The organism is Agromyces allii (genome assembly GCF_009749385.1).
Classification (GTDB): Bacteria; Actinomycetota; Actinomycetes; order Actinomycetales; family Microbacteriaceae; genus Agromyces; species Agromyces allii.
The window spans coordinates 130,302-144,963 of the sequence record NZ_WBIN01000002.1 but is presented as its reverse complement, the minus strand read 5'-3'; the positions used below and the strand labels follow the sequence as shown (position 1 = coordinate 144,963).

12 protein-coding genes and 5 tRNA genes are annotated in these 14,662 nt (G+C 69.6%); 4 read left to right on the top strand and 13 right to left on the bottom strand.

The window, feature by feature from the left end; translation table 11 throughout:
- Nucleotides 1–23: 23 nt before the first annotated feature.
- The 4 genes from GQR16_RS03210 to pdxS all read right to left on the bottom strand — a co-directional run bounded on the left by GQR16_RS03210 (nt 24) and on the right by pdxS (nt 3,058).
- Nucleotides 24–572 carry a DUF1697 domain-containing protein gene (locus tag GQR16_RS03210; RefSeq protein WP_157413730.1) on the bottom strand — a complete coding sequence of 183 codons (549 nt, stop codon included), beginning with the start codon at nt 570–572 and terminating at the stop codon, nt 24–26.
- A gap of 94 nt (nt 573–666) precedes the next feature.
- Nucleotides 667–1,422, bottom strand: coding sequence for a hemerythrin domain-containing protein (locus GQR16_RS03205; protein ID WP_170298400.1), 756 nt, complete (start codon nt 1,420–1,422; stop codon nt 667–669).
- 101 nt (nt 1,423–1,523) lie between these two features.
- On the bottom strand, nt 1,524–2,171 hold the full coding sequence (gene pdxT, locus GQR16_RS03200) for a pyridoxal 5'-phosphate synthase glutaminase subunit PdxT (RefSeq protein ID WP_157413728.1): 648 nt from the start codon (nt 2,169–2,171) through the stop codon (nt 1,524–1,526).
- Complete coding sequence (gene pdxS, locus GQR16_RS03195) at nt 2,168–3,058, bottom strand: pyridoxal 5'-phosphate synthase lyase subunit PdxS (protein WP_157413727.1); 891 nt, start codon at nt 3,056–3,058, stop codon at nt 2,168–2,170. Before pdxS ends, pdxT begins: the two co-directional genes overlap by 4 nt.
- Before the next feature lie 123 nt (nt 3,059–3,181).
- On the opposite strand from pdxS, the gene GQR16_RS03190 reads away from it, so the two are divergent.
- Nucleotides 3,182–4,519, top strand: coding sequence for an aminotransferase class I/II-fold pyridoxal phosphate-dependent enzyme (locus tag GQR16_RS03190; RefSeq protein ID WP_157413726.1), 1,338 nt, complete (start codon nt 3,182–3,184; stop codon nt 4,517–4,519).
- Nucleotides 4,520–4,597: 78 nt separating this feature from the next.
- On the top strand, nt 4,598–5,449 hold the full coding sequence (gene pdxY / locus GQR16_RS03185) for a pyridoxal kinase PdxY (RefSeq protein WP_157413725.1): 852 nt from the start codon (nt 4,598–4,600) through the stop codon (nt 5,447–5,449).
- Nucleotides 5,450–5,561: 112 nt separating this feature from the next.
- Here the strand turns inward: pdxY and GQR16_RS03180 are convergent, their stop codons facing one another.
- The gene (locus tag GQR16_RS03180) at nt 5,562–6,146 is read right to left on the bottom strand and encodes an HIT family protein (RefSeq protein WP_157413724.1); all 585 of its coding nucleotides are present in this window, start codon (nt 6,144–6,146) and stop codon (nt 5,562–5,564) included.
- A complete protein-coding gene (gene thrS, locus GQR16_RS03175; protein ID WP_246200498.1) occupies nt 6,143–8,086 on the bottom strand; it encodes a threonine--tRNA ligase in 1,944 nt (647 codons plus the stop codon). The genes GQR16_RS03180 and thrS overlap by 4 nt, the downstream gene beginning before the upstream one ends.
- 356 nt (nt 8,087–8,442) lie before the next feature.
- On the opposite strand from thrS, the gene GQR16_RS03170 reads away from it, so the two are divergent.
- Nucleotides 8,443–10,521 carry a glycosyl hydrolase family 28-related protein gene (locus GQR16_RS03170; RefSeq protein WP_157413722.1) on the top strand — a complete coding sequence of 693 codons (2,079 nt, stop codon included), beginning with the start codon at nt 8,443–8,445 and terminating at the stop codon, nt 10,519–10,521.
- 67 nt (nt 10,522–10,588) lie between these two features.
- Here the strand turns inward: GQR16_RS03170 and GQR16_RS03165 are convergent.
- From GQR16_RS03165 to GQR16_RS03150, 4 genes are all read right to left on the bottom strand, one after another.
- Nucleotides 10,589–10,660 (bottom strand) — tRNA-Val (locus tag GQR16_RS03165).
- 64 nt (nt 10,661–10,724) lie between these two features.
- A tRNA-Val gene (locus GQR16_RS03160) sits at nt 10,725–10,796 on the bottom strand.
- Nucleotides 10,797–10,820: 24 nt separating this feature from the next.
- Nucleotides 10,821–10,894, bottom strand: a tRNA-Cys gene (locus GQR16_RS03155).
- A gap of 56 nt (nt 10,895–10,950) precedes the next feature.
- A tRNA-Gly gene (locus GQR16_RS03150) sits at nt 10,951–11,022 on the bottom strand.
- A gap of 270 nt (nt 11,023–11,292) precedes the next feature.
- On the opposite strand from GQR16_RS03150, the gene GQR16_RS03145 reads away from it, so the two are divergent.
- A tRNA-Val gene (locus GQR16_RS03145) sits at nt 11,293–11,365 on the top strand.
- 49 nt (nt 11,366–11,414) lie between these two features.
- On the opposite strand, the gene GQR16_RS03140 is transcribed toward GQR16_RS03145, so the two are convergent.
- From GQR16_RS03140 to zapE, 3 genes are all read right to left on the bottom strand, one after another.
- Complete coding sequence (locus GQR16_RS03140; RefSeq protein WP_246200455.1) at nt 11,415–11,975, bottom strand: type II toxin-antitoxin system PemK/MazF family toxin; 561 nt, start codon at nt 11,973–11,975, stop codon at nt 11,415–11,417.
- Between the two features lie 42 nt (nt 11,976–12,017).
- Nucleotides 12,018–13,280 (bottom strand): ammonium transporter, encoded by a 1,263-nt coding sequence (locus tag GQR16_RS03135; RefSeq protein WP_157413721.1) that lies wholly within the window; start codon nt 13,278–13,280, stop codon nt 12,018–12,020.
- A gap of 176 nt (nt 13,281–13,456) precedes the next feature.
- Nucleotides 13,457–14,512, bottom strand: coding sequence for a cell division protein ZapE (gene zapE, locus GQR16_RS03130; RefSeq protein ID WP_157413720.1), 1,056 nt, complete (start codon nt 14,510–14,512; stop codon nt 13,457–13,459).
- Nucleotides 14,513–14,662 lie beyond the last annotated feature (150 nt).

Sequence of the window (14,662 nt, the reverse complement as noted above, 5' to 3'; positions counted from 1 at the left end):
GTCAGGGCACGTTCAGCACGGGTTCACGCGAGCAGCTTGACGAGCGTGCGCAGGTTGCGGTTCGTGGTCGTCGGCTTGAACCGCGCCTTCGCCGTGATCTTGGAGAAAGCGCTGTCGATGCCGCGCTCGCGACGGTTGTGCCAGTAGAGCACCCCGTCTCCGGCACGCACCACGTCGTCGCCCGCGTCGAGGTCGACCGCAGCGGCCGCGAGCTCGGCCAGGTGCGCGGCGTCTGACCCGAAGAGCACGTACGGGTGCCAGCCGTCGCGCTCGGCGTCGAAGGGGAACGCCTCGACCACGCGCGCGAGCTCGGCGCGGGTGAGCAGCACGATCCAGGCCTCGTAGCCGAAGCGCTCGCCGAGCGCGCGTTCGATGCGGGCCTTCAGGGCTGCGGATGTCTCGGGGTCGCCGCCCCTGCCGGCCTCGACCCGCTCGAAGGCGACGTTGCCGCTCGCGAGCACGGTGCGGACCGAACCGAATCCCAACGACTCGAACAGTTCCTTGAGCTCGGCCGACTTCACGGTGATGCCGCCGACGTTGACTCCGCGGAGGAGCGCGATGTACTGGGTCACGTGGCCGAGGCTAGCCCTCGCCTCCGACATGCGGGGGCCGGATGCCGCGACGCGCGCCCGAGCCCGCGGGCCCGCCGCGGCATCCGCCCACCCGTCAGGCCATGGCCGGCTCGAGTCCCGCAGCACCGGCGCCGCCCAGGGCACCGCGATCGTTCGAACGGATCCGGCCGATCGCACGCTCGTACTGGCGGCGGCCGACGGTGCGGTAGGCGAAGCGGATCGGCGCCGGGAGCTCGTTCGCGATCCAGGCGGCGCGGTCCGCCTCCGGCACGCTGTCGATCATGAGGCCGAGCAGCACGAAGATCGGCATCGGCGGCTTGTGGCGTTGGGCATGCTTGTGGATGTGATCCCACTCGGCGTCCGACAGGATCGCGTCGAGCACCGGGAAGGCCTCGCGCTCCTCGTCGACCAGGTGCTCGACGAGCATCCGGTCGATCTCCTCGAGGGCCGTCGCGATGCGGACGGCGGTCCGGGCGTCGGCTCGGTACGCCCACCGGTCGACGAGCGCATCCGCCACGTCCAGGCGATCGGAGACGGCACCGTGCTGACGCCGCATGAGCTCCACATGGAGGCCGCAGGCGGGAGCGCGGTCGGTCATGACGTCCCAGAAGAACTCGTCCTCGGTGCGGTGGTGCACGTGCAGCAGCGCGATGACGGCGTGCAGGTGCTTCGCGACCCGCCTCGCGTGGGCGGTGTCGTCGGGGGCGACACCGCGCACGAGGGAGGGCGCCTCGGCGAACAGGCGGCGGAAGAGGCGGTGGATGACGACGACCTCGTCGCTGCGACAGGTCGTGCTGGGGGCGGCGGCGACGCGCTCGGGCGCGCCGGTGCTGGGAAGGCGAGTGGTCATGGCGGAAACGAAACCGGACCGCGGACCGGACCGCACCCGGGACAACCCGTTCATCCGATCAGGGAACGCCCTCGCGTGCGGCCCTGGCCAGCCCTGACCTGCTAGGCCGCGACCCGAGCGCGCACCTTCGCCAGGAAGTACTCGTGGAAGCGGTGCTCCCCCGTGATCTCGGGGTGGAAGCTCGTGCCGAGGAGGTTGCCCTGCTCGACCGCGACCACGCGGCCGTCGGCGAGCGAGGCGAGCGTCGTGGCGCCGGAACCGACCGACTCGACGACCGGCCCGCGGATGAAGACGGCGTGCACCGGATCGGCGCCGAGCGCCGGCACCTCGAGGTCGGTCTCGAACGACTGGTTCTGCGACCCGAAGGCGTTGCGTCGAACCTCGACGTCGAGTCCGCCGAGCGACTCCTGGCCGGCGATCGCGTCGAGCACCGTGTCGGCGAGCATGATGAGCCCTGCGCAGGTGCCGTAGACGGGCAGGCCGCCGGCGATCGCCGCGCGCAGCGGCTGCTGGAGGCCGAAGATGCGCGAGAGCTTGTCCATGACGCTCGACTCGCCGCCGGGGATCACGAGGCCGTCGATCGCCTCGAGCTCGTCGGGCCGGCGCACGAGCGACACGCGCGCCCCCAGACCCGCGAGCACCCTCGCGTGCTCGCGGAAGTCGCCCTGCAGGGCGAGCACCCCGACGCGGGGGCCGGCCGAGGCCGCACCACCCGCGTCGAGGGACTCGCTGCGGAGGTTCGTCGTCACCAGCCGCGCTCGGAGAGGCGGTGGGGTGCGGCGAGGTCGGCGACGTTGATGCCGACCATGGCCTCGCCGAGGCCGCGCGAGACCTCGGCGATGACCGAGGGGTCGTCGTAGAACGCGGTCGCCTTGACGACGGCCGCGGCGCGCGCCTCGGGGTTGCCCGACTTGAAGATGCCGGAACCGACGAAGACGCCGTCGGCGCCGAGCTGCATCATCATCGCGGCGTCGGCCGGGGTGGCGACGCCGCCCGCGGTGAAGAGCACGACGGGCAGCTTGCCGGTCTCGGCGACCTCGACGACGAGGTCGTACGGGGCCTGCAGCTCCTTGGCGGCGACGTAGAGCTCGTCCTTGGTCATCGAGCGCAGCACGTTGATCTCGGACCGGATCTTGCGGATGTGCTTGGTCGCCTCGGAGACGTCGCCGGTGCCGGCCTCGCCCTTCGAGCGGATCATGGCCGCGCCCTCGTTGATGCGACGGAGCGCCTCGCCGAGGTTGGTCGCACCGCAGACGAACGGCGTGTTGAACGCCCACTTGTCGATGTGGTTGACGAAGTCGGCGGGCGAGAGCACCTCGGACTCGTCGATGTAGTCGACGTCGAGCGCCTGGAGCACCTGCGCCTCGACGAAGTGGCCGATGCGGGCCTTCGCCATGACGGGGATCGAGACCTCGGCGATGATCGCCTCGATGAGGTCGGGGTCGCTCATGCGGGCGACGCCGCCCTGGGCGCGGATGTCGGCGGGCACGCGCTCGAGGGCCATGACGGCGACGGCGCCGGCGTCTTCGGCGATGCGGGCCTGCTCGGGGGTGACGACGTCCATGATGACGCCGCCCTTCAGCATCTCGGCGAGGCCGCGCTTCACGCGGCTCGAGCCCGTCTCGGATACGGTCACTGGGGAGTCCTTTCGGAGGTGCGCGGGGACGGTGCGCAATACTTCAGACAAAGAGAATGTTTGTCCTAGGCCAAAAGGTAGCATGGGCGATGAGGGGCCGCAGGCCCGAAGAAGGACGGTGACGTGATCGTCGAGATCGAGGGAAGCTCCGCGGCGGAGATCGCCGAGAGCCTCCGCACGCTCATCGAGCGCGGCGCGCTCCGACCGGGCGACGCGCTCCCGCCCGTGCGCGCGCTCGCCGAACAACTCGGCGTCAATCGCAACACCGCCGTCTCGGCCTACCGCCAGCTCACGAACGCGGGCGTCGTCGTCACGCTCGGCCGCGGCGGCACACGGGTCGCGGGCGCCTCCCCCGTGGCGCAGGAGGGCTTCGCGGCCGACACCGCGCTCCGCGACCTCGGCACGGGCAACCCCGACGCCTCGTACATCCCCGATCCGTCCGACGCCCTCGCGAGCATCGCCCGACGCCCGGTGCTCTACGGCGAGCCGGTCATCGACCCCGGTCTCGAGCAGGCCGCCCACGCGTGGATGAGCGCCGACCTGCCCTCGGGCACGCCCATGCGCATCACGGTCACGAGCGGCGCGGCCGACGCCGTCGAGCGGCTGCTCGCCCAGGCGCTCACGCGCGACGATGCGGTCGCCCTCGAGGACCCGTGCTTCCTGACGAGCATCCACACCGTGCGCGTGGCGGGCTACCGACCGGTGCCGGTGCCGGTCGACGACGAGGGCATGACCGTCGACGGGCTCCGTGCCGCCCTCGAGCAGGGCGTGCGCGCGGTCATCTGCACGCCGCGCGCGCAGAACCCGACCGGGGCGAGCCTCTCGGCCGAGCGCGCGTCCGACCTGCGCGCCGTGCTCGCCGACCACCCGTACGTGCTCGTGATCGAAGACGACCACTACTCGCTGCTCTCGCAGCAGCCGCACCATTCGCTCATCGGGCGGGAGCACCGGCGCTGGGCGCTCGTGCGCTCGGTCTCGAAGTTCCTCGGCCCCGACATGTGCCTCGCGGTCACCGCATCCGACCCCGAGACGGCTGACCGGCTCGCGATGCGGCTGACGCCCGGCACGACCTGGGTGAGCCACCTGCTGCAACGTCTCGTGCACGCGCTCGCGACCGACCCCGCCGTGCTGGCGGGCATCCGCGGGGCCGGCGAGCACTACGCCGCGCGCAACCGCGCGTTCGCCGACCTCCTGCGCGCCGAGGGCATCACGACCTCGCCCGGCGACGGACTGAACGTGTGGGTGCCGCTCGGGGCGCCCGCCCGCGCGGTCTCCGAGCAGCTCATGCGACGCGGATGGCTCGTTCGACCCGGCGACGAGTTCGCGCTCGGCGACAGGGCACCGTCCGATCGGCTGCGACTCACGGTGCACGACCTCGACGACGCCGACCTCGCGAAGCTCGCGTCCGACATCGGCGCCGCGGTCCGCACGGTGCGAGCGCAGCAGCGCCTCGCCGGCTGAGACGCCACGCGACCGCGGGCTGCGTCCGCCCGTCGGGCCGCGAGCCGAGCCGGCCGCCGGAGATGCGATGATCGAGCGGTGAAGATTCTCTCGATCCAGTCGGCGGTCGCGTACGGCCACGTCGGCAACTCCGCCGCCGTCTTCCCCCTCCAGCGCATCGGCGTCGAGGTGCTGCCGGTCTACACCGTCAACTTCTCCAACCACACGGGCTACGGCGCGTGGCGCGGCCCCATGATCAGCCCAGACGACGTGCGCGAGGTCATCACCGGCATCGAGGAGCGCGGCGCGTTCCCCCAGGTCGACGCGGTGCTCTCGGGCTATCAGGGCGGCGAGGGCATCGCCGACGTCATCCTCGACGCCGTCGCACGCGTGAAGGCGGCCAATCCCGACGCGATCTACGCCTGCGACCCGGTCATGGGCAATGCGAAATCCGGATGCTTCGTGGCGCCGGCCATCCCGATCCTCCTCCGCGATCGCGTGGTCCCCGCAGCCGACCTCATCACTCCGAACCAGTTCGAGCTCGGCTACCTCACCGACACCTCGCCCGACACGCTCGAGTCGACGCTCGCGTCGGTCGACCTCGCACGTGCGTCCGGCCCGTCGGTGGTGCTCGTCACGAGCGTCGAGCGGCCCGACCGCGAAGAGGGCACCATCGAGATGCTCGCCGTCGACAACCACGGCGCGTGGATCGTGCAGACTCCCCTGCTGCCCATGAAGGCCAACGGCTCGGGCGACGTCAGCGCCGCGCTGTTCACGGCGCACTACCTGCGCACGCGCGACGCGGCCGACGCCCTCGCCCGCACCACGTCGAGCGTGTTCGACCTGCTCGAGCGCACGCACGAGTCGGGCGAGCGCGAACTGCAGCTCGTCGAGTCGCAGGAGGCCTACGCGCACCCGCGCATGCAGTTCACCGTCCGTCAGGTGCGCTGAGCCCGTCGGCGCACGCCGTCCTCGTCGTGCGCCGAGCCGCGGCATCCGCGCGTTCGAATGCGGTCGAGCGGATGCCGCGAGCGGCGCATGCCGGTCGGCACGCCGGTCGCGGCTACTCGCCCGTCGCCGGCCAGGCCTCGGCGACCGCCACGCGCACCTCGCCGAGCAGCTGGGGCAGCGCCTTCGTGCGCGCGATGATCGGGAAGAAGTTCGCGTCGGACGCCCACCGCGGCACGATGTGCTGGTGCAGGTGCTCGTCGACGCCGGCACCGGCCACGGCCCCCTGGTTCATGCCGATGTTGAAGCCGTCGCAGCGCGAGACCTCGCGCAGCACGCGCATGCCGGTCTGCGTGAGCTCGCCGATCTCGGCGACCTCTTCAGCCGTCGCCTGGTCGTAGGTGGCGATGTGCCGGTACGGGCAGACGAGCAGGTGACCCGAGTTGTACGGGAACAGGTTCAGCAGCACGTACGCCGTGCGGCCGCGGTGCACGATCAGCCCGTCGGCATCCGACTTCTCCGGAGCCGCGCAGAACGGGCACGAGGCGCGCATCGCGTCGGCGCCCGCGTTGATGTACGCCATGCGGTGCGGCGTCCAGAGTCGCTGGAACGCGTCGGGCACGCCGGCAAGGGTCGCCGCATCGACGAGCCCCTCTGCTGCGGCATCCGCAGGTTCGGGGCTCGTCGTGCGGTCGGTCACGCGAGGTCCTCGGCCGTGTTCACGAGCTTGCGCTCGGAGATCGCGTCGAGGATGAGCGCCACGGCGTCGTCGACGGGCACGCCGTTGGTCTGGGTGCCGTCGCGGAATCGGAACGACACCGTGCCGCCCGCACGGTCCTGCTCGCCGGCGATGAGCTGCAGCGGCACCTTCTGCGTGGTGTGGGTGCGGATCTTCTTCTGCATGCGGTCGTCGGAGTGGTCGACCTCGGCGCGGACGCCCTTGGCGCGGAGCTTCGCGATGATCTCGTCGAGGTACTCGGAGAACTGCTCGGCGACCGGGATGCCGACGACCTGCACGGGCGCGAGCCAGACGGGGAACGCACCGGCGTAGTGCTCGAGCAGGATCGCGAAGAACCGCTCGATCGAGCCGAACAGGGCCCGGTGGATCATGATCGGCCGGTGGCGCTCGCCGTCGGACCCGGTGTACTCGAGGCCGAAGCGCTCCGGCAGGTTCGGGTCGACCTGCACGGTCGAGAGCTGCCAGGTGCGGCCGATGGCGTCGCGGGTCTTCAGGTCGATCTTCGGACCGTAGAACGCCGCCTCGCCGGGAACCTCGGTGAGCCTCAGCCCGCTCGCGAGCGCCACGTTGCGCAGCGCGTTCGTGGAGTACTCCCAGAACTCGTCGGAGCCGATCCACTTCGACTTCTCGTCGTCGCGCATCGAGAGTTCGAGCTCGAAGTCCTCGAGGCCGAAGTCGCGCAGCATCGAGACCACGAACTCGAGCACCCTCGTGGTCTCGGCCTCGAGCTGCTCGGGGGTGACGAAGAGGTGGGAGTCGTCCTGCGTGAAGCCGCGCACGCGGGTGAGGCCGTGCAGCGCGCCCGAGAGCTCGTTGCGGTAGACGGTGCCGTTCTCGGCGAGCCGCATCGGCAGGTCGCGGTAGCTGCGTCCGCGCTCCTTGTAGATGAGGATGTGCATCGGGCAGTTCATGGGCTTCAGGTAGTAGTCCTGGCCCTGCTTGGTGATGTTGCCCTCGGCGTCGCGCTCCTCGTCCATCACGATGGGCGGGAACATACCCTCCTTGTACGTGACGAGGTGGTTCGAGGTGAGGAAGAGGTCCTCCTTCGAGATGTGCGGCGTGTACACGTAGGTGTAGCCGCCCTCGATGTGGCGACGACGCGCGTGCTGCTCCATCTCGCCGCGGATGACGCCGCCCTTGGGGTGCCAGACCGAGAGACCGGAACCGATCTCGTCGGGGAACGAGAAGAGGTCGAGGTCCTTGCCGAGCTTGCGGTGGTCGCGCTTGGCGGCCTCCTCGAGGCGGTGCTGGTAGGCGCGCAGCTCGTCTTTGGTCGGCCATGCGGTGCCGTAGATGCGCTGGAGCTGGGGGTTCTTCTCGCTGCCGCGCCAGTAGGCGCCCGCAACGCGCTGCAGCGCCCAGCCGTTGCCGATCATGCGGGTGTTCGGCAGGTGCGGTCCGCGGCAGAGGTCCTTCCAGGCGACCTCTCCGGTCTTCGGGTCGACGTTGTCGTAGATCGTCAGCTCGCCGGCGCCGACCTCGACGGACTCGTGGTCGTCGCCGGTGCCCTTGCCGTGGCCGCCCGTGCCCTTGAGCCCGATGAGCTCGAGCTTGTAGGGCTCGCCCGCGAGCTCGGCGCGTGCCTCGTCGTCGGTCACGACCCGACGCACGAAGCGCTGGCCGGAGCGGATGATGCGACCCATCTCCTTCTCGAGCGCCTTGAGGTCCTCGGTGCTGAACGCCTCGGCCACGTCGAAGTCGTAGTAGAAGCCGTCGGTGACGGGCGGGCCGATGCCGAGCTTCGCCTCGGGGTTGACCGACTGCACGGCCTGCGCGAGCACGTGCGCGGCGGAGTGGCGCAGGATCGAGAGCCCGTCGGGCGAGTCGATCGTCACGGGCTCGACCTCGTCGGCGTCTGTCACCGTCGTGGCCAGATCCTTGAGCTCGCCGTTGACGCGCATCGCGACAACGGAACGATCGGTGAAGAGCTCGAAACCGTCGGCCACTGTGAACCACTCCCTGTGAGTTGAGATGAACCCTTCAACTGTAGTCGGGCGCGAGCACGCGGTTCGCCTGCTGACGGCAGCGACCGGCATCGACCGAGCCCCGGCCACGCTTGCGCCGCGTCTTGCAACGATCGCCCTGTCCCGTCCGCCGGATTGCAGGCGTTTACGCACAGATCTGCAAGAACTCGACATTCTCTCGACAATCCTCGATTGCGCCTTGTGAGCCGCGACGGCGCGGTCATACATTCGGCTCACTCGACGGGATCGCACCCGTGTCCGACGACGTACACATCACGAGAGGAATCGAGTCGATGACGACCCGCGCCAGTTCCGAATCCGCGCCACCGCCCCGCCGACCGCACTCGCCGCCCCTGAGACGAACGGCGTCGTTCGTCGCGATCGCCGCGCTCGCGGTCGGCGCCGCCGTGTCGGGCCCGCTCGCCGCATCCGCTGCCCCGAAGGCGCCGGCGCCGATCGTGACCCGGGCCGCACTCGATCCCGCACTCGTGCAGGGACGCGGCGCCGATGTGGCATTCCTCGAGCAGGAGGCCGAGAACGCGAAGACCACCGGCAGCGTCGTCGGGCCCGGTCGCGACGCCTACACGCTGCCCGCCGAGGCTTCCGGCCGACGAGCGGTGCAACTCGACCCGGGCGAGTACGTCGAGTTCACGCTGCCCGCGGCCGCGAACGCGATCACGGTGCGCTACAGCATCCCGGACTCCCCCGACGGCGGCGGCATCGACGCCCCGCTCGCCGTCTCGGTGAACGGCGGGCGCGCGCAGACCATGACGCTCACCTCGAAGTACTCCTGGCTGTACAACCAGTACCCGTTCACCAACGATCCGAAGGCCGGCCTGCTTCACCCCGACTGGTGGATCACCGAATGCGGGTGCGTTCCGGGAGCGGGCTTCGAGGTCGCCAAGCCGTTCCGCCCGATGCACTTCTACGACGAGCAGCGGATGCTGCTGGGCAAGACGTATCGCGCCGGCGACGTCGTGCGACTCACCGCGCCGAAGAACTCGAGCGCCGCCGTCACGACGATCGACCTGCTCGACTCCGAGCGCGTCGCCGCGCCGCACGTGCGTCTCAAGGCGGCGAACGTGCTCCTGTTCGGCGCGGATCCGTTCGGCAAGCGCGACGCGGCCGGGGCGTTCGATCGGGCCATCGCGTTCGCGAAGGCGCATCGCCTGCCCGTCTACGTGCCGCCGGGCGTCTACTCGGTCAGCCGGCACATCATCGTCGACGACGTCACGATCGAGGGCGCGGGCAACTGGTACACGATCATCCGCGGCCGCGAGGTCGCCCTCGCCACGCCGGCCCCCGACGGCTCGGTGCACACGGGCGTCGGGTTCTACGGGAAGGATGCCGCGGACGGCGGCAGTTCGAACGTGCACCTCTCGGGCTTCGCGATCGAGGGCGACGTGCGGGAACGCATCGACACCGATCAGGTCAACGGCATCGGCGGCTCGCTGAGCTCGTCGAGCATCCGCGGACTCCACATCCGGCACACGAAGGTCGGCATGTGGTTCGACGGCCCGATGCACGACCTCGTCATCGACGACAACATCATCGTCGACCAGATGGCGGACGCCCTGAACTTCCACACCGGCGTCACCGACTCGACGGTCTCGAACACCTTCGTACGGAACACGGGCGACGACGGACTCGCCATGTGGTCGGAGCACGTCGCGAACGCGGGCAACGTGTTCGACCGCAACACCGTGCAGTCCCCGTCGCTCGCGAACGGCATCGCGATCTACGGCGGCACCGACACGACCGTGTCGAACAACCTCGTCGCCGACCCCGTGCGCGAGGGCAGCGGCATCCACGTGGGTTCCAGGTTCGGCGCAGAGCCGTTCACGGGCGGCCTCGCGATCACCGACAACACGACCGCCCGGTCGGGCACGTACGAGCTCAACTGGAACATCGGACTCGGCGCGATCTGGTTCTACGCGCTCGACCGCTCGATCGACCAGGCCGACATCGTCGTGAGCGGCGACCACTTCCTCGACAGCACGTACAGCGCGATGATGCTGGTGACGGAGTGGGGCGTGAAGGACGTCTATCGCATCGATGGCGTGAGATTCCGCGACATCCGCGTCGACGGCACCGGAACGAACGTGATCAGCGCCCGGACGGCGGGCTCGGCGACCTTCGAGAACGTGGATGTCCGGGGCGTCGGCCACTGGGGCGTGAACAACTGCGGTGCCTTCACCTGGGACTGGGCGAACGGCTCCGAGTTCGCGCTCACCGACCTCGGCGACAACGACGGCGTCGACGCGAACGAGTACCACCCCGGAACCCCGTGGCTCGCGCCCTACCTGCCGAACCTCATCACGTGCAACGACCGGCCGCCGGTCACGGCTCCCCCGGCGCCCTCGCCCTGGTGAGCTGAGCGATACACCCTGGGGAACAGCGAACGCCCCGGCTCGCATGAGCCGGGGCGTTCGTACTGCGTGCGCGATACTGGGATCGAACCAGTGACCTCTTCCGTGTCAGGGAAGCGCGCTACCGCTGCGCCAATCGCGCGCGTCGAGATGGGATCTCGATGCGACAAACCGAAAACCCCCGGCGAACCGGGGGTTTTCGACAGTGGGCGATACTGGGATCGAACCAGTGACCTCTTCCGTGTCAGGGAAGCGCGCTACCGCTGCGCCAATCGCCCAGAATCGAGTTGGTGTTCTCGATCTGGAGGTGGATACGGGATTCGAACCCGTGTATACGGCTTTGCAGGCCGCTGCCTCGCCTCTCGGCCAATCCACCGTTTCTGGGTTCTTCACCAAAGAACAGGATCGAGGCGGGGCCTTGATCCTGATCCGAGCGGATGACGAGATTCGAACTCGCGACCCTCACCTTGGCAAGGTGATGCGCTACCACTGCGCCACATCCGCGTTGCTGTGCATTTCTGCGTGCAGAGAGACTCTAACCGATACTCGGATCGATTCACAAACTGAGCGGCGTTCACCCGCTGTTCAGCCCGGTCCGACGCGGAATCCGGCCGCGCATCCCGGGCGTGTCGAGGGTTTCGGGTCGCTCCGGGCGCCGTCACGCGGGCATCGAACGCGTCCCGACACGCCACGAATCACTCGATGTGCAATTGCGCGAAATGCTCGCTAGTATCGAATCCGCGCGGTCACCCCGGTGAGCCGCGAATCCCACATGGGCGATTGGCGCAGCTGGTAGCGCGCTTCCTTCACACGGAAGAGGTCGTCGGTTCGAGCCCGGCATCGCCCACGAACGCCCCCACTCCACTGGGGGCGTTCTTCGTTTAACGCCGCGTTCGTCAGCGCCAGCCGTAGCGGGCGCTCAGCGCCTCGGCGACCTTCAGATAGCGCTTCGCATCGAGGGATGCCGCTTCGCGCCGCATGCCGGCGGTGTGCACCACGAACACGCGATCGATGTTCGCCCAGCTCGGCCGGCCCGCGGCATCCCACGCGCCCGTGCCGAGCGGCACGAAGTCGCGTGAGCCGTCGTGCGCCTTGCTCGTCAGCTGCACGGCCAGGAACGCATCGGCACCGGATGCCGCGACGACCACGACCGGGCGGTCCTTGCCGCGCCCGTCGCGCTCCTCGTACGGCACCCAGGTCCAGACGATCTCACCGGGATCGGGCTGCCCGTCGCGCGACGGCGCGTACGCCAGGTCGACGCGCTTGAGGCTCCGAGGGTCGACCTCGACCGTCGCGGAGGTTCCCGCCTGTCCGGGCGACAGGAGGCCCGTCGAGACCGACGCGCGCCCCGCGGCATCCGACGCCCTCGACCCGCTGCGCGAGGCGCTGCCGGACCCGCCGAACATGCTGCGGAACGCACGACGAAGGGCGGTGAGGAAGCGGCCGGTGTCAGTCACACCCGCACACTACCCCACCGCCCTCGCGGTGGATCAGTGGAGTCAGACGGTCTCGAGCTTGTACGCGTCTTCGCCGTGGACGGCGGTGTCGACGCCCGCGAGCTCGTCCTCGTTCGTGATGCGGAAGCCGATCGTCTTCTCGATGACCCAGCCGATGCCGAAGGCCAGGACGAACGAGTAGATCAGCACGGTGAAGGCTGCGATCGCCTGCACGAGCAGCTGCGTGGCGTCACCGCTGTAGATGAGGCCGGTGCCGTTGGCGAAGAAGCCGAGGTACAGCGTTCCGATGAGACCGCCGACGAGGTGGATGCCCACGACGTCGAGCGAGTCGTCGAAGCCGAACTTGAACTTCAGGTCGATCGCCAGGGCGCAGACGGCGCCGGCGACGAGACCGAGCACGATCGCCCAGCCGGGGGTCAGCGAGGCACAGGCCGGGGTGATCGCGACGAGACCCGCGACCGCACCGGATGCTGCGCCGACCGAGGTCGGCTTGCCGTCCTTGATCTTCTCGACGAGGAGCCAGGCGAGCAGTGCGGCGGCCGGAGCGGCCAGCGTGTTGACCCAGGCGAGTGCGGCGGTGCCGTCGGCGGCGAGCTCGGAACCCGAGTTGAAGCCGAACCAGCCGAACCACAGCAGACCGGCGCCGAGGAGCACGAAGGGCGGGTTGTGAGGAACGTGCGCACCCTTCGAGAAGCCGACGCGCTTGCCGAGCACGAGCGCCAGGGCGAGCGCCGCAGCACCGGCGTTGATGTGCACCGCGGTGCCACCGGCGAAGTCGATGACGCCGACGCCGAAGGCCTCCTGCAGGCCGAAGGTGGTCCAGCCGCCGTAGGCGAACGAGCCGTCGTCGGCGAGGCCGAAGTTGAACACCCAGCTCGCGACCGGGAAGTAGACGATGGTCGCCCAGACGCCGGCGAAGATCATCCAGGCCCCGAACTTGGCGCGGTCGGCGATGGCACCGGAGACGAGCGCGACCGTGATGATCGCGAACGTCGCCTGGAAGCCGACGAAGGCCAGCGGCGGGAAGGCCGCGCCCTCCGGCGTCTCGAGGAGGCTGGTGAGGCCGATGGCCGACCAGTCGATGGACCAGGGGGCGACGAGGCCCTCCGAACCGGGGAACGCGATCGCGTAGCCGTAGAGAACCCACAGCACGCCGATGAGGCCGATCGCGCCGAAGCTCATCATCATCATGCTGATGACGCTCTTCGCCTTCACCAGACCGCCGTAGAAGAACGCGAGTCCGGGGGTCATGAGCAGCACCAATGCCGCCATGATCAACAGGAACGCGGTGTTGCCTTGATCCATCTCGAACCTCTCTCGGGGAAAACAGGCCGGGGAACCTGTGTCGCCAAGTTTCACGAGAGGACGTTTCGTGCGGGACCGTGTTCTGTTTCGCGAGTGTTACGTGCTGGGCGCCAACGTAAACAGCGCGTTTCGCGGCGCCATCCGATCGATGGGAAACGGCACGGAAACGGCCGTGATCAGTCGTGCGGCGGCAGCTCGCCGGTGGTGAGGGCGATCATTCGGCTCATCGCGCGCAGGTACTTCTTGCGGTAGCCGCCGGCCATCATGTCGTCGTCGAACACCTCGTCGAGCGCGAGGCCGCTCGCGATGATCGGCACCTCGGCGTCGTACACGCGGTCGATGAACGCCACGAGGCGCAGCGCGGCGTTCTGGTCGGAGAGCTCGTGCACCCCGCTCAGCGCGATGAACTCGACGCCGTCGAGGAGCTTCACGTACTTCGACGGGTGCACGGTCGCGAGGTGCGCGATGAGGTCGTCGAACGCGTCGAGCGAGACGCCGTGGCCGCGTGCTGCGAGCGCCTCCGCCTTGGCGGCGACATCCGCTTCGGAATCGAGCGTGGTGGAACGGCCCTCGGTGTCGCGACGTCGGTAGTCGAGCCCGTCGATGCGGAGGGTCTCGAAGTTCGAGGAGAGCGCCTGGATCTCGCGCAGGAAGTCGGCCGCGGCGAAGCGACCCTCGCCGAGCGCGTTCGGGGGCGTGTTGCTCGTGGCGGCGACGCGGGTGCCGCTCGCCATGAGCTCTCCCAGGAACCGGGTCATGAGCATCGTGTCGCCCGGGTCGTCGAGCTCGAACTCGTCGATGCAGATGAGCTTGGCACCGCGCAACAGTTCGACCGCCTGCGCGTAGCCGAGCGCTCCGACGAGCGCGGTGTACTCGATGAAGGTGCCGAAGTACTTCGGGCCGTGCGCGACGTGCCAGAGCGACGCGAGCAGGTGCGTCTTGCCGACGCCGAACCCGCCGTCGAGATAGACGCCGGGCAGCTCGATGCGCGCCGGGCGCTTGCGCGAGAAGAATCCGCCGGGTCGCTGGGCCGCGCGCCACGCGCCCGCGAACTGGTTGAGCCGGTCGAGGGCCGCCTGCTGCGAGTCGAAGTCGGCGTCGGGCCGGTACGAGTCGAAGGACGCGTGCGAGAACTGCGGCGGCGGCACGAGCTCCGACGCGATCTCGGCACCCGAGATCGACGGATTGCGCTCGACGAGTCGGATGAGGGCGTGGCTCGATGCCGTGGTCATTGCGTGGATGGCTCCCGTGTTGCACCGGATGACCGGAGAGGTGTCGTCGGCAGTCGCGCCGCGTAGATTCGACGTGGATCAGGTCAACAGCCTAGACCGCCAGCCCCGCGCCGCCGTCCGACCGGACGAACCGGACGATCTCAGGAGGTA